15 protein-coding genes are annotated in these 19533 nt (G+C 67.7%); 9 read left to right on the top strand and 6 right to left on the bottom strand.

Annotation, left to right across the window (positions count from 1 at the left end; genetic code table 11):
* A partial coding sequence (locus BDO18943_RS35830; protein ID WP_175025937.1) for an IclR family transcriptional regulator occupies nt 1–832 on the top strand: 832 nt, incomplete at its 5' end.
* An 821-nt stretch (nt 833–1653) separates the two neighbouring features.
* Here the strand turns inward: BDO18943_RS35830 and BDO18943_RS35825 are convergent.
* Nucleotides 1654–2136, bottom strand: coding sequence for an Lrp/AsnC family transcriptional regulator (locus BDO18943_RS35825; RefSeq protein ID WP_021159229.1), 483 nt, complete (start codon nt 2134–2136; stop codon nt 1654–1656).
* Between the two features lie 285 nt (nt 2137–2421).
* Here BDO18943_RS35825 and BDO18943_RS35820 point away from each other — a divergent pair, with 285 nt between their 5' ends.
* From BDO18943_RS35820 to BDO18943_RS35810, 3 genes are all read left to right on the top strand, one after another.
* The gene (locus tag BDO18943_RS35820; protein ID WP_175025936.1) at nt 2422–3069 is read left to right on the top strand and encodes a LysE family translocator; all 648 of its coding nucleotides are present in this window, start codon (nt 2422–2424) and stop codon (nt 3067–3069) included.
* 124 nt (nt 3070–3193) lie between these two features.
* Nucleotides 3194–4369 carry a voltage-gated potassium channel protein gene (gene kch, locus BDO18943_RS35815; protein WP_175025935.1) on the top strand — a complete coding sequence of 392 codons (1176 nt, stop codon included), beginning with the start codon at nt 3194–3196 and terminating at the stop codon, nt 4367–4369.
* A gap of 61 nt (nt 4370–4430) precedes the next feature.
* Nucleotides 4431–4862, top strand: a complete 432-nt coding sequence (locus tag BDO18943_RS35810; protein WP_175025934.1) for a YqaA family protein — start codon at nt 4431–4433, stop codon at nt 4860–4862.
* A 59-nt stretch (nt 4863–4921) separates the two neighbouring features.
* On the opposite strand, the gene BDO18943_RS35805 is transcribed toward BDO18943_RS35810, so the two are convergent.
* The 4 genes from BDO18943_RS35805 to BDO18943_RS35790 are packed head-to-tail and all read right to left on the bottom strand — an operon-like array spanning nt 4922 to nt 9554.
* On the bottom strand, nt 4922–6385 hold the full coding sequence (locus tag BDO18943_RS35805) for an MFS transporter (protein ID WP_175025933.1): 1464 nt from the start codon (nt 6383–6385) through the stop codon (nt 4922–4924).
* Nucleotides 6386–6426: 41 nt separating this feature from the next.
* The gene (locus BDO18943_RS35800) at nt 6427–7449 is read right to left on the bottom strand and encodes a cyclase family protein (RefSeq protein WP_175025932.1); all 1023 of its coding nucleotides are present in this window, start codon (nt 7447–7449) and stop codon (nt 6427–6429) included.
* 59 nt (nt 7450–7508) lie between these two features.
* The gene (locus tag BDO18943_RS35795; RefSeq protein WP_175025931.1) at nt 7509–8786 is read right to left on the bottom strand and encodes a CaiB/BaiF CoA transferase family protein; all 1278 of its coding nucleotides are present in this window, start codon (nt 8784–8786) and stop codon (nt 7509–7511) included.
* Between the two features lie 18 nt (nt 8787–8804).
* On the bottom strand, nt 8805–9554 hold the full coding sequence (locus tag BDO18943_RS35790) for an IclR family transcriptional regulator (protein WP_043183595.1): 750 nt from the start codon (nt 9552–9554) through the stop codon (nt 8805–8807).
* 227 nt (nt 9555–9781) lie between these two features.
* Here BDO18943_RS35790 and BDO18943_RS35785 point away from each other — a divergent pair, with 227 nt between their 5' ends.
* The 3 genes from BDO18943_RS35785 to BDO18943_RS35775 all read left to right on the top strand — a co-directional run bounded on the left by BDO18943_RS35785 (nt 9782) and on the right by BDO18943_RS35775 (nt 13440).
* Entirely contained in the window at nt 9782–10690 is a 909-nt protein-coding gene (locus BDO18943_RS35785; RefSeq protein ID WP_175025930.1) for an HpcH/HpaI aldolase/citrate lyase family protein, read from the top strand.
* Nucleotides 10691–10849: 159 nt separating this feature from the next.
* Nucleotides 10850–11923 carry a porin gene (locus BDO18943_RS35780; protein WP_175025929.1) on the top strand — a complete coding sequence of 358 codons (1074 nt, stop codon included), beginning with the start codon at nt 10850–10852 and terminating at the stop codon, nt 11921–11923.
* 59 nt (nt 11924–11982) lie between these two features.
* Nucleotides 11983–13440, top strand: a complete 1458-nt coding sequence (locus BDO18943_RS35775) for an MmgE/PrpD family protein (protein WP_175025928.1) — start codon at nt 11983–11985, stop codon at nt 13438–13440.
* Between the two features lie 70 nt (nt 13441–13510).
* Here BDO18943_RS35775 and BDO18943_RS35770 read toward each other — a convergent pair whose 3' ends face one another.
* A complete protein-coding gene (locus tag BDO18943_RS35770) occupies nt 13511–15181 on the bottom strand; it encodes an acyl-CoA synthetase (protein ID WP_175025927.1) in 1671 nt (556 codons plus the stop codon).
* Between the two features lie 168 nt (nt 15182–15349).
* Here BDO18943_RS35770 and BDO18943_RS35765 point away from each other — a divergent pair, with 168 nt between their 5' ends.
* Together BDO18943_RS35765 and BDO18943_RS35760 are read left to right on the top strand one after the other, a co-directional pair.
* Complete coding sequence (locus BDO18943_RS35765; RefSeq protein WP_175025926.1) at nt 15350–16105, top strand: Crp/Fnr family transcriptional regulator; 756 nt, start codon at nt 15350–15352, stop codon at nt 16103–16105.
* A 228-nt stretch (nt 16106–16333) separates the two neighbouring features.
* Complete coding sequence (locus BDO18943_RS35760; RefSeq protein ID WP_175025925.1) at nt 16334–19501, top strand: efflux RND transporter permease subunit; 3168 nt, start codon at nt 16334–16336, stop codon at nt 19499–19501.
* The last annotated feature ends 32 nt before the right edge of the window (nt 19502–19533 follow it).

Here is a 19533-nt window from a genome sequence, read left to right as displayed (position 1 = left end):
GCCCGCGTCCGGCCCGGCCCCGGCCCCGGCCGCCCTGCGCCTGCCCCCTGCGCTGGCCGACGATGCGAAAGCGCAGCGCGGGATCAATGCGCTCGACAGCACCGGCGAGCTGCTGCTCGCGCTGGTATCGGCGGGCCGCGCGCTGCCGCTACGCGATCTCGCGGCGGCGGCCGGCATGCCGGCGGCGAAGGCGTTTCCGCATCTCGTCAGCCTGCAGAAGATTGGCCTGCTGAGCCGCGACGACGCCGGCTGCTTCGGCGGCGGCCCGCTCGGGCAAGCACTCGGCCTGATCGCGATGCAGCGCGTGTCGCCGACGCGCGACGCGGAAGCCGAGATCGTCGCACTGGCCGGCGCGACCGACATGAGCGTGGCGGCCGCGACGCTCGGGCCGCTCGGTCCGACCGTGATTCGCCTCGAAGAGTCGGCGCGGCCGCAGCACGTGAGCCTGCAGGTCGGCACGGTGATGTCGCTCGTCAATACGGCGATCGGACGGATCTTCGCGGCCGGTATGTCCGACGACGTGCTGGCCGACCTGCTCGCCGACGAGCCCGTGCGCCTCGCGGGCAACGCCGCCGCGCCCGCCGACGACGCCTTCCGCGCGCGGCTTGCGACGATCCGCGCGGACGAACTCGATTTCGCGTTCGACGCGCCGGTGCCTGGCATCGGGACGGTCGCCGCGCCCGTGTTCGACCATACCGGCAGCATCCGGCTCGTGATCGCGATCATCGGCTCGTCGCGCGGTTTCCCGCGCGGGCCGGACAGCGACCTCGCGCAAGCGTTGCTCGCCGCGACTCGGCGGCTGTCGTGGCGGTTCGGGTGGATCGGCCGGTAAGCCGCCGTCCGCTTCCGCCGTCCTCCTCACCGCTCGAATCCCTTCTCTTGTCCCATGCGAGGCCGTGCAGGCACGGCCTCGCCACGCCTGCGCGCCCGAGACCAAGCCACCCGATATTCATGTTGCGAGGCAGCAACACAAATTGTCAGTAATTCTCATATAACGAAATCGCATTTCACAAAGTGGAGCCGTTTCGCTATGATTAGGGTTATCCCTAACTCGCCACCTATACGGGGCTTCGTCATGCAAACGTCCAATGTCTCCAACCGTTCCACCGAATCCGCAGGCTGGCTCGCACGTGTGAGCGACCTGATTGCAGAAGCTTGGGCACTCCATCTCGAGAACTGCGAAGTCATCGCTGAAGCACACGCACGCCTGCCGCACTGAACGGAGCGGCCGGCCGCCAGTTGGCCGCACCCCCTGCCTGATCCGCTTGCCCGAACGCGCGCCGCGAGGCCGCAGCGTCGGGCATCGGCATGCAGTGCACGGCATCTCGCCTGGCTGTCGGTCGGAAACCGGCCGGGGTTGCCCCGGTTGAATGCGCTCGCCGCGTCGGGAGCGCGTAGCAGTCACGTTGAAGCCGATGCCGGCGCCGATCGGCGTCGGCGCGGTTCTGCCTGACGGTTGCCCGGGCGGGCAACTGTCACCGAACCGGCGCGCGGTTACGCCGGATCGTCCCGGATGGAAGATTCATCCGCTTTGCCGGCCCGGGTACCGAACCGCGCGATGCGGCTTGCCCTACACCCGATTGCCGTCTTTCCCCGCGCCCACGCGCAGCCACCTGCGCCGTCGTATCAACGCCGGCCGCATGCTTATTCCCATCACACCTGAATTGACGGCACGTCCTTCATGCAGCGCAGCGCGAACATCGAGCGGCTGTGACGGATGCTCGAGATCTTGTACAGCTTTTCGCGCAGGAAACGCTCGTAGCCGGCCGTGCCGTCCACCGCGACCTTGATCCAGTAGTCGTACTCGCCCGACACGAGGTAAGCCTCGAGCACCTCGGGCAGTGCGGCGAGCTCCTCGCCGAAGCGGGCGAGCGCGTCGTCCTCGTGACGATCGAGCGTGACTTCGAGGATCACGATGTCCGCATAGCCCAGCTTCCGCTGGTTGACCAGTGCGACATAGCCGTCGATATAGCCGTCCACCTCGAGCTGCCGCGTGCGGTTCCAGCACGCGGTGGTCGACATGCCGATCTGTTCGGCCAGTTCGGCGTTCGACAGACGCGCGTTTTTCTGCAGTGCGCCGAGGATCTTGCGGTCCTGACTGTCGAGCGTTTTCGGCGAGCGTTCACGTGTGGCCATGGCAGGGAGAATCTTCTACTGAAAACCGGGATTCTATCTGAACGACATTCCGGATTTGTGTCGGTTTGTGTGGAAATGCGGAAGCCTTTTAATCCGGCCCCTTGATATATTTTTACCCATGCCTGTTGTCCGGCACGCTCCCCGCGACAACCCCCTCGCACCGGGACGCACGGCCGCAATCACGAGTTGCGGTGCCGGCCAGCAGGCATGCGATTCCCCGCCGCCCGCGCGCCTATCCGGCCGCGCGGCTTCGGCGCCCGTGTTCCTGTTCCTGCCCTACCCGTCATGTCGTTCAGGCTTTACCTCTCGTTTCTCGCTGCTTCCGCCGTTCTCGTCTACGCCCCCGGCCCCGTCAACCTTCTCTCCATGAACCAGGCACTGCGCGCCGGCTGGCGCCGCGCGCTGCCGTGCGTCTGGGGCGGCACGCTCGCCGTGCTGCTGCAACTCGCGCTGACCGCGCTGTGTCTGAATTCCCTCGTGCATCTCGACGAGCGCGCGCTGACCGTACTCCGCTGGGCCGGCGCGGCCTACCTCGTCTGGCTCGGCTGCAAGCAATGGCTCAGCCGTGCGCCGGCGGGCGCACCCGCTGCCTCGACCGGGCCGGCCAGTGCGGCAACGCCGGAAACCGACTCGCACCGCGCGCTGTTCTGGCGCGGCGTCGCCACCTCGGGCCTCAACCCGAAGACACTGCTGTTCTTTCCGTCGTTCTTTCCGCAGTTCATCAGCCCAAGCGCCGACTGGAGCCTGAACCAGCAGTTCCTGCTGCTCGCGGCGACGTTCGCGGTGCTGTTCGCGGGCGGGGTCGCGTCGATGGCGCTGTTCTCGCACCGGCTGAGCCGCGCGCTGCAAGGGCCGGCGCGGATGCGCGCGATGAACCGCGTGACGGGCGGGCTGCTCGTCGGGATGGGCGCGATCATGGTCGGCTGGAACTGAACCGCCGGGCGGCCGGCCGGCTTCATCGCGGCCACCGCCACACCCCTCGAAAAAGCACGCGATCGCCGAATGCTATAGGGTAGCGGCTGGTTCGTTGGACATGCCCGGCCAGCCGGGCGACTGGATGAAGCCCCTCACTACCCGCCTGCGGCGCCTGTTCGCGCCGATCGGCCTGCACTGGTATCTCGCCCTCCTCCTCGCACTCGATGCGCTCATGGTGCTGCGCCCCGTGGTCGACCATGCCCGGCTCGGCGTGCATCACGCGTGGCTCGCCGATGCGCTGAACCTCGTCGACAACGCCGGGCTCGTCGTGTTGCCGCAAGTGGTCGTCGCGGCCGGCCTCGCGACGATGGCCATCGGCATCGTGCTGCGCGCCCGCGTCGCGTGGGTGCTGTCGATCCTGCTGCTGGTCGCCGCCGCCGCGATCAGCGTGCTCGGCGGCTATCGCAGCCACGCGGTATTCGTCTATACGGCCGTGCTGGCCGTCGCGCTGCTGTATTACTGGCGGCACTTCGACCGCGCGAGCGTCGCCGCGAGCAGCCTGTTCGCGTTGCTGAGCATCGTGTCGCTGCTGATCTACGCGACCTTCGGCGTGCTGTATCTCGGCGACGAATTCACGCCGCCCGTCCACGATCTCGCCACGGCCGTCTATTTCTCGATCGTGTCGATGTCGACGGTGGGCTACGGCGACATCGTGCCGCACGCGCCGACCGCGCGCCTGTTCACCGCGTCGGTGATCGTGCTCGGCATCACGGTGTTCGCGACGTCGATCAGCGCGGTCGTCGGCCCCGTGATCGGCGGCAATCTGAAACGGATCGTCAAGGGAGGCATTTCGAACGTGATCCGCAAGCATCATTATCTGATCGTCGGCGCAACACCCGTCGCGCATGCGGTACACGACGGACTGCGCAAGCGCGGCTACGCGGTGACCGTCGTCGTGCCGGCCGGCGTCGAGCACAACTATCCGGCCACGACCGACCTGATCGTCGGCGATGCGACCGACCACGCGGTGCTGGAAAGCGCCGGCGCGGCGACCGCGCGCGCCGTGCTCGCGCTGCGCTCCGACGACGCCGAGAACGCCTTCATCATCCTCGCGATCCGCGAGATTGCACCGTCGGTACGCACGGTCGCGCTCGTGAACCAGCAGCGCAACCTCGAACGGCTGCGCCTCCTGAAACCCGACATGGTGTTTTCGCCCCAGCAACTCGCGGGCGAACTGCTGGCCAGCACGCTCAACGACGAACCCGTCGACAAGTCGGTGATCTCGCACCTGCTGTTCGGCACGGCCGACGCCACATGAACGCATGAACGTGTGACCCGGTGCCCCAGGGCGGCCGGCGCGTGCCCGGTACAATCGCGCGATGTCCGAATTGCTCACTTACGGCGGCCTGTTCGCCGTGTCGATGGTCGCCGCGACCCTGTTCCCGCTCCAGTCCGAAGCCGTGCTCGCCGGCCTGCTGCTCGCCGGGCGCGAACCCGTGTGGGCGCTGGTGCTCGTCGCGAGCCTCGGCAACGTCGCCGGCTCCGTGATCAACTGGGCGCTCGGGCGCGGCATCGAGCACTTCCGCGAGCGTCGCTGGTTTCCCGTCAAGCCGGCCGCGCTCGCGCGCGCCGAGGGCTGGTATGCGCGCTACGGCCGCTGGTCGTTGCTGCTGAGCTGGGCGCCCGTGATCGGCGATCCGCTGACGATGATCGCCGGCGTGTTGCGCGAGCCGCTGCCGTCGTTCCTCGCGATCGTCACCATCGCGAAGGTCGCCCGGTATCTCGTGATCGCGTGGCTCATTCCGGGTTGACGGGTTGACGCGTCGCCGCTGAACCCGGCACGCGCCGCGCGGAAGCGGTCGCGCCCGGACTACCGCTGTCTCGCGCGCACGGCCGGCGCGCGATACCGGCCCGCCGAACCCGATTCCGCCGCGCCCTGCCGTGCAACCGCCGGCGCCGCGATCTCGTCGAGCGAACGGCGATTGGTGCGGGGACCAAACAGCCCGATCGACAACATCACGACCAGCATGCTTGCGCCGATCAGCACGAACACCGCCGGCACGCCGAGATGCGCGAGGATCAGCGCGATCAGGTAGCTGCTCACCACGCCGGTCAGCCGGCCGAACGAGTGGACGAACCCCAGCGCGCGGCTGCGAATGGCGGTCGGGAAAACCTCGGCCTGATAGGCGGTCGCATTGCTCGCGAGCGTCGTGTTGCAAAAGGTGATCAAGATCCCGAACAGGATCACGGCCGCGGCCGACGACGACATCGCGAATGCCGTCCCGAACAACGCGACACCGAACGCAGTCGCCACGATCAGCCACTTGCGCTCGACGCGATCGGAGAACAGCCCGGCCGCGAGCGGCGAGAGCGGATACGCGAACGCGATCAGGAACGCATAGAGCAGGCTTTGCGTCACGGGCGTACCGCGAGCGGCCAGCAGGCTCGGCAGCCACTGGCTGAACCCGAAGAAGCCGATGCTCAGGCACGCGTTGAACGCAATCAGCATCAGCGTTCGGCCGCGCAAACCTTCATCCCACATCGACACCGCGCGCACGGTTTCCGCTTCGCCCGCCGCGACGGGCGGCACGTCGGGCAGCGGCCCGCCATGTTCGCTCGCGACGCGTGCCTCGATCTTTCCAAGCACCGCTTCGGCTTCGTCCACGCGGCCGCGCATCGCGAGCCAGCGCGGCGATTCCGGAATCCGCGATTGCAGCCACCAGACGACCACCGCACCGCTGCCGCCCGCGAGAATCACCCACCGCCAGCCGGAAATGCCGAGCGGCGCACGCGGGATCAGCAGCCAGGACGCGAGCGCAAGCACCGGCATCGCGAGATAGCCGATCGCGAAACACACGGCGAACGCGCGGCCGCGCATGCCCTTCGGCACGAGTTCCGTGAGGTACGCGCCGATGGTGATCAGTTCAGCGCCCACGCCGATGCCCGCGACCAGCCGGCACAGATGGATGCCTACCGCCGTCTGCTGCATGCACATCGCAAGACTGGCGAACGTATAGAGCAGCAGCGAGCCGGTGAAGACGGCGCGCCGCCCGAAACGGTCGGCAAGCCGCGCCACGGCGATTTCGCCGATGAACAGGCCGATGAACGTCGCCGCGCCGAGCGTCGCCTGGTCGGACAGGCCAAACATGCCCTTCGCGCCGACGTGAAAAATCCCGTCGCTGACGAGGCCGGCCGGCAGGTACGTCATCTGGAACAGGTCGTAGACCTCGAAGAAACCGCCGACGCTCAGCATCAGCACGAGGCGCCAGATGCTGGCCGTCGGCGGCAGACGGTCGATGCGCGCCGTCACGGCAAGCGCGGTTGAGTTGGACATGCTGCTGTCTCCGGAAAGGAATGCGGGGTGTCGCGCCGCGTTCAGACGGTCGCGACCGGATTGACCGGTGAGCCGACGAGGCCGCGCAGGTGCAGCGGCGGCGCCGTCAGCAGGAAGCGATTGCGCCGGTGTTCGCGCAGCCAGCGTGCGAGCGGCGTGAGGTGCCACAGCTCGCCGAGATGGATGCCGAGCTTGAAGAGGCACAGCGCGTGCAACGGCATCAGCGGCCCGCGTTCGGCACGCGGCAGCGGCGACCGCGGACGCTCTTCGACCGCGTGGTTGTCCGCGACCAGGGCGGCGAGCCCGGACACGTCGATCCATTCGAGCAAGCGGGGATCGTCGCCGTCGAGCACGCAGCAGGCGGCGTGCACGTCGAGCGCGCGGCCCGGCACCTCGGCGTCGAGCAGCAGGTCGGCGAAGCCGGTATGCAGGCAGACGATGTCACCGCGCTCGACGACGACTTCGTCGGCCCGCATCACCGCCATGAGGTCGTCATATCCGACCTTGCGACGCGTATCGCCGAAATGATGCCGCAGGTCGATCATCACGCCGCGCCCCTGCACGCCGCTCGCGGCCATGTGCTCGATGCCGAGCGCGCGGGCGCCGCCCACCTGCGCACCGGCCTCGGGTACCCGCACGTGCTCGCCCATCCGGAAGCCGTTGTAGAACACCGCTTCCGCATCGCCATCGCCGTCCGCGTCGAACAGGCCGCCGACGTGCGACAGCGCGTCCCATTGCGTCGAGAACTGCGAATGCAGGCAGAACGCGTCGTCGCATACGACGTCCGTGGCATGCGCCACCTGCTCGTCCGCGCGATAGCCGAAGTACGGCTTGTCGTGCAGCAGCGCGGGCATGATCGCGGGCGGCCGCCGCCGCGCGTTGAGCCCGCCGCCGTGCGGCACGTCGAGCGGCAGGCTGAGCGAAAACACGCGGCCTTCCCGCACTTCGCGCACGCCCTCCAGTGTCTTCTGCGGCGTGAGCCAGTTGAGACGCCCTTTCTGGTCGTCGTCGCCAAAATCGCCCCAGTTCGAGCCGGGCGGCCGGTGGTTCCAGCGCGGGTTCATGTCGAAAGTCTCCTCGATTGTGTTTGTCGCGGGCCGTGGATGCACGTGCCCGTCCGTCGTCATCCGTGGCAGATCACCCCGCGTTCGACGAGGCGTGCGAATTCGCGCTCGCCCAGCAACGGCACGAGGATCTCGCGATTGTTTTCGCCGAGCCGCGGCGCCGGCCGCCGGAACGTGCCCGGCGTATGCGAGAAGCGCGGCGCGATGTTGTGCATCGGCAGCGTGCCGACGTCCTCATCCGGCACGTTGACCAGCGCCTCACGCCCTATCACGTAGTGATCCTGAACAACTTGGCTAATATCATGGATCGGACCGGCCGTGACGCCCGCCTCCTCGAAGAACGCGAGATTGTCGGCCAGATCGCGCGCCGCGATGAAGCCGCCGACGATCTCGTCGAGTTGCTGCGCATGCTGCACGCGCAGCACGTTGGTGCGATAGCACGGATCGTCCACGAGATCGGGCCGCCCGATCGCGCGAAACAGGCGCTCCGCCATCGTCTGCGTCGAGCTCGACAGGCACAGCCACCGGTCGTCGCGCGTGCGATACGCATTGCGCGGCGCCGTGTTGGTGGAGCGGCTGCCCGTGCGCGGCTTGACCCTGCCGGTCATCGCATAGTTCGCCGCGGACGGCCCGAGGATCGACAGCAGCGGCTCGAACAACGATACGTCGATCACCTGGCCCGGCGCGTCGTTCGCGTCGCGCGCCCACAATCCGACCATCACGGCGATCGCGCCCGACAGGCCGGCCGTCATGTCGCCGAGAAACATCGGCGGCAGCACCGGTTCGCGGTCGGCGAAGCCGTTGATCGCCGCAAAGCCCGAGTAACCTTCCGCGAGTGTGCCGAAGCCGGGCTTGTGGCGGTACGGCCCCGTCTGCCCCCACCCGGAAATGCGGGCGATCACGAGCTTCGGGCGCACCGCCAGCAGCACGTCGGGGCCGAGGCCCATCTGCTCGAGTACGCCGGGCTTGAAGCTCTCGATGAACACGTCGGCATCGCGCACCAGCGCCAGCACGATGTCGATGCCTTCCGGCGTGCGCAGATCGACGCACACGCTGCGCTTGTTGCGCCCGTACACCTTCCAGTTCGTACTGATACCGCCCGCGCCGACCGCACGCAGCGTATCGCCCTGCTCGGGCTCGACCTTGATGACGTCCGCGCCGAAATCCGCGAGCTGCACGCTCAGCATGTTGCCCGCCATCAGCCGCGACAGGTCGACCACGCGCACGCCCGACAACGGGCCGGCGGCGTCGGCGTCGAACTGGCGGGCGTGGAGCGGGCCGATACGGCCCGCGTGACTGGCGCTCTCGATTCCGGCTTGCGCCAAGGGTTCCGACATGAAGATTCTCCTGGTGGATTAATCCTGCAATTCGCCCTGCGGGCCGATTGCCGCGGGCACGCTGGCCGACACGGGCAGATCGCCGCCCAGCGTATGGGTCAGTTCGCTCGCCGCGGCCTGCACGCGCGGCAGGTAATCGGCGAGCACCTTCTTGTTGAAACGATAGCGCGGCACGCCCAGCGAAATCGCGCCGGCGAGCGAACGGCCTACCCCGAATACCGGGCAGGCGATCGCCGCACTCTCCGGGTCGCGTTCCGCGATCGACACCGCGTAGCCCTGCTCGGCGACCTTGTCGTAATCGCCGCCACGCGTGCCCGAGAACGCGAGCAGGATCCGGCCGGCCGCCCCGACCTCGAGCGGGAAACGGTCGCCTTCGCGCACGTTGGTGTGGACGGCACGCTGGGCATACGCACGAAACAGGCAGACGCGCTCGTCGCCGTCGCGCACGTAGAACGCCGAGGTTTCGGCGGTTTCCTCCGACAGCCTCGTCAGTAACGGCACCGCGTGCTCGCGCAGCTGGAATGACTCGCGATACATCATGCCGAGATGGAAGGTGGCCGGCCCGAGCACATAGCGGCCGTCGGGCATGCGCTTGACGAACTGGAACATCTCGAGCGATTCGAACAGGCGCAGCAACGTGCTCATGTTGAGCCCCGTCGCCTCGCTGACCTGCGCGAGCATCAATCCGTTCGGCGCATCGCCGAACGCCAGCAGCGCCGACAATGCGCGATTGACGGCCGAAACGCCGCCATCTGCCTGAGCATTCATACCTACCTCGCAAAGAGAAACCGGGACGGACGGCACCGGGGCACATCCGCACAAAAACAAAAGTGACTTTCATTTTTATGGATGCGACTCGCCGTGTCAACAGGCAACGGATCGATCATCACCTGAGAATCCTCATATTCCCGTTGTTTTTTCGGGTAAACCTCGATATTGACGAACCTTCACGATCCGCACAAAAATGAAAGTCACTTTCATTTTTACGGATTGCCATGAAAAACCTCACCTGCAACGCACCCGGCTGGCGCTCGCTGCTGTACGTGCCGGCCCACGTCCCGCGCTTCGTCGACAAGGCCGCGACGTGCGGCGCCGACGCGTTGCTGCTTGATCTCGAAGACAGCGTGCCGGCGGACCGGAAGGCGCTTGCGCGCGACGCACTGGCGGCGGCCGTACCGCGCCTGAAGGCCGCGGGCGGCGACGTGCTGGTCCGGGTCAACGGCTCGCTGCAATGGCTCGCGGGCGACTTGCGCGCGGCGGTTGCCGCCGGGGCCGACGGCGTCGCGATCCCGAAGGTCCTCGGCGCGTCGCACCTCGAGGCGATCGACACGCTGCTCGGCGAACTGGAGGACGAACAGGGCGTCGCGCACGGCGCGATCCGCGTGATCGCGATGATCGAGACGCCCGGTGCGTTCGAGGCGAGAGCGCGGATCGCCCGCGCGTCGCAGCGCATCGCGGCACTGGTGCTCGGCGGCGGCGATTTCGCATTGCACTGCGAGAGCGACGCGAGCGCGGACGTGCTGAACGTACCCAAGCAGCTGCTGGTCATCGCCGCGCGCGCGGCCGGCGTGCTGCCGCTTGGCCTCGCCGGCACGCCGGACTCGCTCGACGATCTCGATGCATTCGCCCGCATGGCGCAGCGCTCGAAGGCCATGGGATTCGCCGGCGCCACCTGCATCCACCCCGCGCAGGTGCCGATCCTGAACCGCGCATTCGCGCCGACCGACGACGAGATCCAGGCCGCGCAGACGCTGATCGACGCGTACGAAGCTGCGCGCACGGATGGGCGCGGCGCGCTGCGCGTCGGCGGAAAGATGGTCGACGCGCCGGTAGTCGAGCGCGCACGACGTGTGCTCGCGCGGCGCCAGGCGCAGCCGGGCCACGCGCAGGGCGCGCCCCGCTAGCGCCCGTTCACGCGCGCGGCGTACCGGCGAACGTGCGTCGCCGGCCGCCACGCGGCGGTACCCGTCGCCGCCCCGGCCGGCACGTCGTGCGTCTCGCACGCTGGCCGGCGCGTCGACTCGCATGACTGACACAACAACATCAAAAAACAGGAGACAACGATGAAGAAGAAGCTGTTCGCCTTGTGCGGCCTCGGGGTGGCCTCCGCCACCGCGAGCGCACAGGGCAGCCTGACGCTGTACGGCGTCGCCGACATCTACCTCGAGACCCTCACGCACCAGAACGCCACCACGCCGGGCGGCTCCGGGTCGCTCGTGCGGATGGGCTCGGGCGGCAAAAGCGGCTCCCGCTGGGGCATCAAGGGCTCGGAAGCGCTCGGTGGCGGCTGGCAGGCCGTGTTCCGGCTGGAAAGCGGGATCAACCTCAACAGCGGCACCAATTCCGGCGGATTCGATCGTTCCGCGTGGGTCGGGCTGCAAAACGACAGGTGGGGCACGCTGCGCCTCGGCCGCCAGTACACGACGCTGTTCGACGTGATGGAACACTATTCGCCGACCATCGCGTACTCGACGATCTACGAGCCCGCCGGCGCGATCGTCGGCCTGAACTTCCGCGAGAACAGCATGGCGAAGTACCGCGTGACCTTCGGGCCGGTCGCGATCCAGGCGCACTACGCCTTCGGCGGCACGCCGGGATCGTTTCGCAGCGGCGCGGCCTCGGGGATCGGCTTCGAATACACGGGGGCGGCGCTGTCGGTGGCCGCCGCCTACGACAACGTCAACGGCACGCAGCCCGCCGACATCACCCATTTCCGGCGTTATGCGGCCTCCGCGATCTACACGGTGGGCGCGGCGCAACTGATCGCGGGCTTCACCCATGCGAACGGCACTGTGACGACACCCGGCGTGGTCACGCGCTTCAACTTCTACTGGCTCGGCACGCGTTACCAGGTCTCGCCCGTGCTGCAGGTGATCGGCGCGTTCTACTACGAGGACATCGGCAAGCAGAATCCCGCGGCCGGCCAGCCGGCCCCGGATCCCGAGAACCCGAAGCAGATCACGGTGCAGTTCAACTACGCGCTGTCGAAAGCCACCACGCTCTATCTGACCAGTGGCTACGCATGGCGCGCCGCGCTCGATTTCGACAACTACAACTACCGCATCCTCAACTATTCGCTCGCCAGCAACCGCAACAGTTCGCTCGGCATCGCCGTCGGCATGCGCAAGCTGTTCTAGCGCCCCGTCCGACTTCCGTGCGCACGTTTTCCGACCACTCCTTCCCGATGCTCCAGAACATGAACCGACGCCACTTCCTGTCCACCCTGACCAGCGCCGCCGTCGCGGGCGCCCTGCCGTTGCGCACGTATGCGCAGACGCCCGCATCGCCCGACAACCTCGCCCATCGGCTGGCCGACTACGCCGCATCGCTCCGTTACGAGGATCTCGACGCGGCCACCGTCGAGACCGTCAAATCACATTTCATCGACGCGCTCGGCTGCGCGATCGCGGCCCACGACGAAGCGCCGGTCCGCATCGCCCGACAGGTTGCGCTCGCAACGGGCGGCGGCTCGTCGACGCTGCTCGGCACCGCGCAACGCACGACGCCCGATCTCGCCGCGTTCGCCAACGGCGCGGCGCTCCGCTACTTCGACCTCAACGACGCGTACGCGGGCAAGGAAACCGGCCACCCGAGCGACAACGTCGCGCCGTGCCTGGCCGTGGCCGAAGCGCAGCGCGGCAGCGGCCGCGACCTGATCCTCGCGATCGCGCTGGCCTACGAGATCAATTGCCGCCTGATGGACGCGGCCGCGATCAGCCCGCGCGGCTGGGACCACACGTGCTACAGCCTGCCTGCCGTCGCGCTCGCGACCGGCCGGCTGATGGCATTGACCCGGCCGCAGCTCGTGCAGGCCGTGAATCTTGCGATCAACGGACACATGGCCCTCAACCAGACGCGCATCCAGGAACTGTCGAACTGGAAGGCGCTGGCCGATGCGGACGCCGCGCGCAATGCGATCTTCGCGACGCGCCTGGCACGTGAGGGATTGACCGGCCCGTCGCCGATCTTCGAGGGCAACGCCGGCTTCTTCCGGCAGATCTCGGGGGCATTCGACGTCGACCTGACGCAGTTCGGCGGGCGCGGCGGGCGTTTCCGCATCAACGACTGCATCGTGAAGTTCTACCCGGCGCAAGGGCTCACGCAGACGTCGATTCCGGCGGCGATCGACGTCGCCGCGCAAGTCGGCGATCTCGCGCGGATCCGCAGCATCGAGGTCGCGACGACGCGGGTCGGCTACGTCACCGCGGGCAAGGACCGGCAAAAATGGGCGCCCGAAACCAGCGAGACGGCCGATCACAGCCTGCCCTACATCGTTGCGCGCGCAATGCTCGACGGCGACATCACGACCGCCAGCTATACCCCGGCGGCGCTGCGCGACCCGAAACTGCACGCCCTGATCGAACGGATCACGGTCGTGGAAGACCCCGCGCTGACGGCGCGCTTTCCGCAATACGCGCCGAATCGCGTGACCGCCGTGACCGACGACGGGCGCCGGTTCACGCGGGAAGTCGACGACCTGCCGGGCTTTCCGCACCATCCGATGACGCGCGCGAATTTCGAAACCAAGTTCGCGAAGTGCGTCCAGGCCTACTGGAAGCCTGCGCAAACGCGCCGCGCGATCGACTGGCTGTGGCATCTCGACGAACAGCCGGACGTGACGGCGCTGCCCGCGCTGATGACGATCCAAGCCTGAACGATGGCGGCCCGGCGGCCCGGCCGCCGGATCGACGACGTGCGACCGCCGGCGCAGCGAGCGTGTCGGATTACTGCGTCTTCTTGCCCGGCACGTCGCTGCCCGCCAGATCGATTGCCTTGTCCGATCCCACCGCATTGCGCAGCTGGAATTTCTGGATCTTGCCGGTCGACGTTTTCGGCAGTTCGCCGAACCGCACGGCCTTCGGCACCTTGAAGCCCGCGAGCAGCTGCTTGCAATGCGCGACGATCTCCGCCTCGGTCGCGCTCGCGCCTTCGCGCAGCTCGACGAACGCGCACGGCACCTCGCCCCATTTCGGGTCGGGCATCGCGACGACGGCCGCGACCGCCACCGCCGGATGCCGGTACAGCGCATCCTCGACCTCGATGCTCGAAATGTTCTCGCCGCCCGAGATGATGATGTCCTTCTTGCGATCCTTGATCCGGATATAGCCGTCCGGCATCAGCACCGCGAGATCGCCGGTATGGAACCAGCCGCCGTGGAACGCGTCGTCGGTCGCCTTCGGGTTCTTCAGGTAGCCCTTCATGCAGATGTTGCCGCGGAACATGATCTCGCCGAGCGTCTCGCCGTCGGCCGGCACCGGCGTCATCGTGTCGGGATCGAGCACCGTCGCGCCCGCTTCCAGGTGATAGCGCACGCCCTGGCGCGCGTTGAGCCGAGCGCGATCCTCGTCGCCCAGTTCCTCCCAGTGCGACTGCTTCGCGCACACGGTCGCCGGGCCGTAGACCTCGGTCAGCCCGTACACGTGCAGCAGGTCGAAGCCGATCTCCTTCATCTTCGCGATCACGGCCGGCGCGGGCGCCGCACCCGCGACCATCGCGTGCACCGTGTGGTCGATGCCTTCGCGGAATTCGGCCGGCGCGTTCGCGATCGCGCTCTGCACGATCGGCGCACCGCAGTAGTGCGTGATGCGTTCGCGGCGGATCAGGTCGAACACCGTCTTCGCGTCGAACTTGCGCAGGCAGACGTTCACGCCCGCGCGCGCAGCAACGGCCCACGGGAAGCACCAGCCGTTGCAATGGAACATCGGCAGCGTCCACAGGTAGACGGCGTGCTTCGGCATGTCCCATTCGAGGATGTTGCTGATCGCCGCGAGATAGGCGCCGCGATGGTGGTAGACGACGCCCTTCGGGTCGCCGGTCGTGCCGGACGTGTAGTTCAGCGCGATCGCATCCCATTCGTCGGCGGGCGGCGTCCATGCGTAGTCGGCGTCGCCGCTTGCGACGAGCGCCTCATAATCCGTCGCGCCCGCGAAACGGGCGGGGTCGGCCGGCATCGCGTCAGCCACGCTGATGATCTTCAGGCCCGGCACCTCGAGCGCCGCGCGATGCGCGAACTCCGCGTATTCGGTATCGACGATCAGCACCTTCGCTTCGCCATGACGCAGCATGAACAGCACCGACGACACATCGAGCCGCGTGTTGATCGTGTTCAGCACGGCGCCGGCCATCGGCACGCCGAAGTGCGCCTCGACCATCGCCGGGATGTTCGGCAGCATCGCCGCGACCGTGTCGCCGCGTTCGACGCCGAGCCGCGCGAGCGCGCTCGCCAGTTGCTTCGCGCGCGTGTAGGTCTCGCCCCAGGTGCGCCGCACGTCGCCGTGCACGATCGCGAGGCGCTCGCCGTAAACTTCGGCCGTCCTGACCAGGAAGTCGATCGGGGTGAGCGGCACGTAATTCGCGTCGCGGCGGCCGAGTCCGGCCTCGAACATCTGCGTCATGATCCTGTCTCCCGTGTCCTGTCGACCGGGGCACAGCCACCCCGGATCGTTTTGATGTGGTTCAATTGCCGACAGCCTAACGGGCGCTATTGTGAGCCGTCTGTCATCGAAACGACAGAGTGCCTTTCACGCGCTGCGCGTTATCCCTATCCTCGCAAACCCGCACCCATGCACGACCCTCTCGCTGCCCCGTCCGACGCGCCCGCCTACCCGGCCGACGCCCTTCCCGAACCGGGCCCGCTGCCGCCGCTGGCCACGCTGTTCGGCCAATGCGCGTGGTTCCGCACGCTCGCACCCGAACACCAGGCGCTCGTGCTCGCCCAGTCGCGCGTCGAGCAGTGCGAGGCCGGCGACGTGATCGCCCACCGGCTCGCGCCGTCCGAATACTGGATCGGCGTGCACCGCGGGTTGCTGAAGCTCGCGATCTTCAATGCGTCGGGGCGCGGCTGCACGTTCTCCGGCGTGCCGTCGGGCGGCTGGTTCGGCGAAGGCAGCGTGATCAAGCGCGAACTGCGCAAGTACGAGGTCGTCGCGATCCAGCGCTCGACCGTGCTGTTCGTGCCGGTCGACACGTTCCACGCGCTGCTCGACACGAGCCTGCCGTTCACGCGCTTCGTGATCCACCAGTTGAACAACCGGATGGGCGAATTCATCGCGTCGATCCAGAACAGCCGGCTGCTGGACGTCGACGCCCGCGTCGCGCAAGCGCTCACGCAACTGTTCAACCCCGACCTGTATCCGGACACCGGCCCGTCGCTGTCGATTTCACAGGAGGAACTGGGGATGCTCGTCGGCGTATCGCGGCAGCGGATCAACCAGGCGCTGCAGCAGCTCGAGAAGCTCGGCGCGCTGCGGCTCGCGTACAACCAGATCGACGTCGTCGATTTGGGGGCGCTTGCGCGCGTCGGGATGGAGCAGATCTGAGCGCGGGCTGATGAACGAAAGCGCCGCCGACGCAGCCGGCTCGTCCGGCATCGCGGCCGTGTTCCGGCCAGCGCGCCGCCGTGCGTTTCCTCTGCTGAATCGGCAATCGGCCGCCGCGCGCCAACCTGACAATTCCGCCAGTTTCGCGACAGTAACCCGTTCCACGCCGACGTCTATCATTCGGGTTCCAATTACCCACGCCTGATCACCGCCTGTCCCGCTGCCTCCATGTGGATCGTCAATCTCGCGCTCAAGCGCCCCTACACGTTCATCGTCATGGCCATCATGATCGTGCTGGCCACCCCGCTTGCGCTGATGCGCACACCGGTCGACGTGCTGCCCGCGATCAACATTCCCGTGATCAGCGTGATCTGGAATTACGGCGGCTTCTCCGCGACGGAGATGACGAACCGCATCACGTCCGTCCATGAGCGGATCCTGACGACGACCGTCAACAACATCCAGCACGTCGAATCGACGTCGCTGCCCGGCATCGCGGTCGTGAAGGTGTTCCTGCAACCGGGTGCGAACGTGCAGACGGCGATCGCGCAGACGGTCTCGTCCGCGCAGGCGATCGTGCGGCAGATGCCGCAGGGCGCGACGCCGCCGCTCGTGATCACCTATTCGGCGTCGAGCATCCCGGTGATCCAGCTCGGGCTGTCGAGCAAGACACTCAGCGAACAGTCGCTCGCCGACATCGCGCTCAACTTCCTGCGCCCGCAGCTGATCACGGTGCCGGGCGTGCAGATTCCGTTCCCGTACGGCGGCCGCACGCGGGTGGTCGCGATCGACCTCGATCCGCAGGCGCTGCTCGCGAAAGGGCTCACGCCCGCCGACATCGTCAACGCGGTCAACGCGCAGAACCTCGTGCTGCCGACCGGCACCGCGAAGATGGGCCAGACCGAATACCGGATCGACACGAACGCGTCGGCCGACACCATCGCCGACATCAACAACCTGCCGATCCAGACCGTCAACGGCGCGACGACCTACCTGCGTGAAGTGGCATCGGTACGCGACGGCTTCGCGCCGCAGACCAACGTCGTGCGCCAGAACGGCCAGCGCGGCGTGCTCATCTCGATCCTGAAAAGCGGCGACGCGTCGACGCTCAAGGTCGTCGCGGACCTGAAGGCGCTGCTGCCGAAGGTGATCCCGACGCTGCCCGAAGGGCTCACGATCACGCCGCTGTTCGACCAGTCGGTGTTCGTCAACGCGGCCGTCCAGGGCGTGATCCACGAGGCGCTGATCGCCGCCGTGCTGACCGCGATGATGATCCTGCTGTTCCTCGGCAACTGGCGCAGCACGCTGATCATCGCGATCTCGATCCCGCTGTCGATCTTCACGTCGCTGATCGCGCTGTCCGCGCTCGGCGAGACCATCAACATCATGACGCTCGGCGGGCTCGCGCTCGCGGTCGGGATCCTGGTCGACGATGCGACGGTGACGATCGAGAACATCGAGCGGCACCTGCATCTCGGCACGAACCTGCACGACGCGATCCTCGAAGGCGCGGGCGAAATCGCGGTGCCCGCGTTCGTGTCGACGCTGTGCATCTGCATCGTGTTCGTGCCGATGTTCTTCCTGACCGGCGTCGCGCGCTTCCTGTTCGTGCCGCTCGCCGAAGCGGTCGTGTTCGCGATGCTCGCGTCGTACGTGCTGTCGCGCACGCTGGTGCCGACGCTCGCGATGCTGCTGTTCCGCCCGCAGCAGGCCAGCACCGGCCCCGACCATTCGACGTCGCGCTTCGCGCGCATCCATCACGCGTTCAACGACGCGTTCGAGCGGCTGCGCGCGTGGTACATCGTGCTGCTCAGCATCCTGCTGGTGCGCCGCCGCTTCTACGCGATGTGCTTCCTCGGCTTCTGCGTGCTGTCGACGGGCCTCGTGTTCGTGCTCGGACGCGACTTCTTCCCGAATGCCGATTCCGGCAACATCCGGCTGCACATGCGCGCGCCGACCGGCTACCGGATCGAGGAAACCGCGCGCCTCGCCGACCAGGTCGAGCGCGTGATCCGCGAAACCGTGCCGCCGGACGAACTCGGCGCGATCGTCGACAACCTCGGCCTGCCGGCGAGCGGCATCAACCTGTCGTACAGCAACGCGGGCACGATCGGCACGCTCGACGGCGAGCTGCTGATCGCGCTGAAGCCCGGCCATCGCGCGACCCAGCACTACATCCAGGCGCTGCGCACGGTGCTGCCCGAGCGCTTCCCCGGCGTCGAGTTCTTCTTCCAGCCGTCGGACATCATCACGCAGATCCTCAACTTCGGCCAACCGGCCGCGATCGACCTGCAGGTGCTCGGCAACGATCTCGCGAGTAACATGACTATCGCGAGCAGCCTGATGAAAAAGTTCAGGCAAATCCCCGGCGCCGTCGACGTGCACGTGCTGCAACGCAACGACGAGCCGACCCTGCTGGCCGACATGGACCGTACGCGCATGCAGCAGCTCAACCTCTCCGCGCAGAACGTCGCGCAGAACATGCTGATCTCGCTGTCCGGCAGTTCTCAGACCACGCCGTCGTTCTGGATCAACCCGCGCACCGGCGTCCAGTACCCGCTGCAGATCCAGACCCCGCAATACAGCATCTCGTCGGTCGACGACCTGCTCGGCACGCCGATCTCGGCGAGCGGCCGCACGGGCATGCCGCTGCAACTGCTCGGCAACCTCGTGCAGGTGCGCAGCACCGCGAATCCGGCCGTGATCACGCACTACAACATCCGCCCGGCGATCGACGTGTACGTGAGCGTCGAAGGCCGCGACCTCGGCGCGGTCGCGGGCGAGATCGACCGCATCGTGTCCGACGCGCGCTCGACACTGCCGCGCGGCACCGAGCTGACGATGCGCGGCCAGATCGAGACGATGCGCACGTCGTATATCGGCCTCGGCGCGGGCGTCGCGATGGCGATCGTGCTGGTCTACCTGCTGATCGTCGTCAATTTCCAGTCGTGGCTCGACCCGCTGATCATCATCAGCGCGATGCCGGCCGCGCTCGCCGGCATCGTCTGGATGCTGTTCATCACCGGCACGCACCTGAGCGTGCCCGCGTTGACGGGCGCGATCATGACGGTGGGCGTCGCGACCGCGAACAGCATCCTGGTTGTGTCGTTCGCGCGCCAGCGTCTCGCGGCCGGCGCGCCGCCGCTCACGGCCGCGCTGGAAGCCGGCGCGACGCGGATCCGGCCGGTGCTGATGACGGCGCTCGCGATGATCATCGGGATGGTGCCGATGGCGCTCGGTCTCGGCGAAGGCGCCGAGCAGAACGCGCCGCTCGGCCGCGCGGTGATCGGCGGGCTGCTGTTCGCGACCGTGTCGACCTTGTTGTTCGTGCCGCTCGTGTTCGGCGGCGTGCATGCGCGGCTGGCCCGCCGGCGCGCGCGCCAGGCCGGACACTGACTTTCGTCCCACTACCCGGTTGATTTGGTTGA

The sequence above is a fragment of the Burkholderia aenigmatica genome (genome assembly GCF_902499175.1).
In the GTDB taxonomy this organism is placed as follows: domain Bacteria; phylum Pseudomonadota; class Gammaproteobacteria; order Burkholderiales; family Burkholderiaceae; genus Burkholderia; species Burkholderia aenigmatica.
Note: the sequence above shows the minus strand (reverse complement) of the source record. Positions and strands in the feature narration are given on the sequence as shown.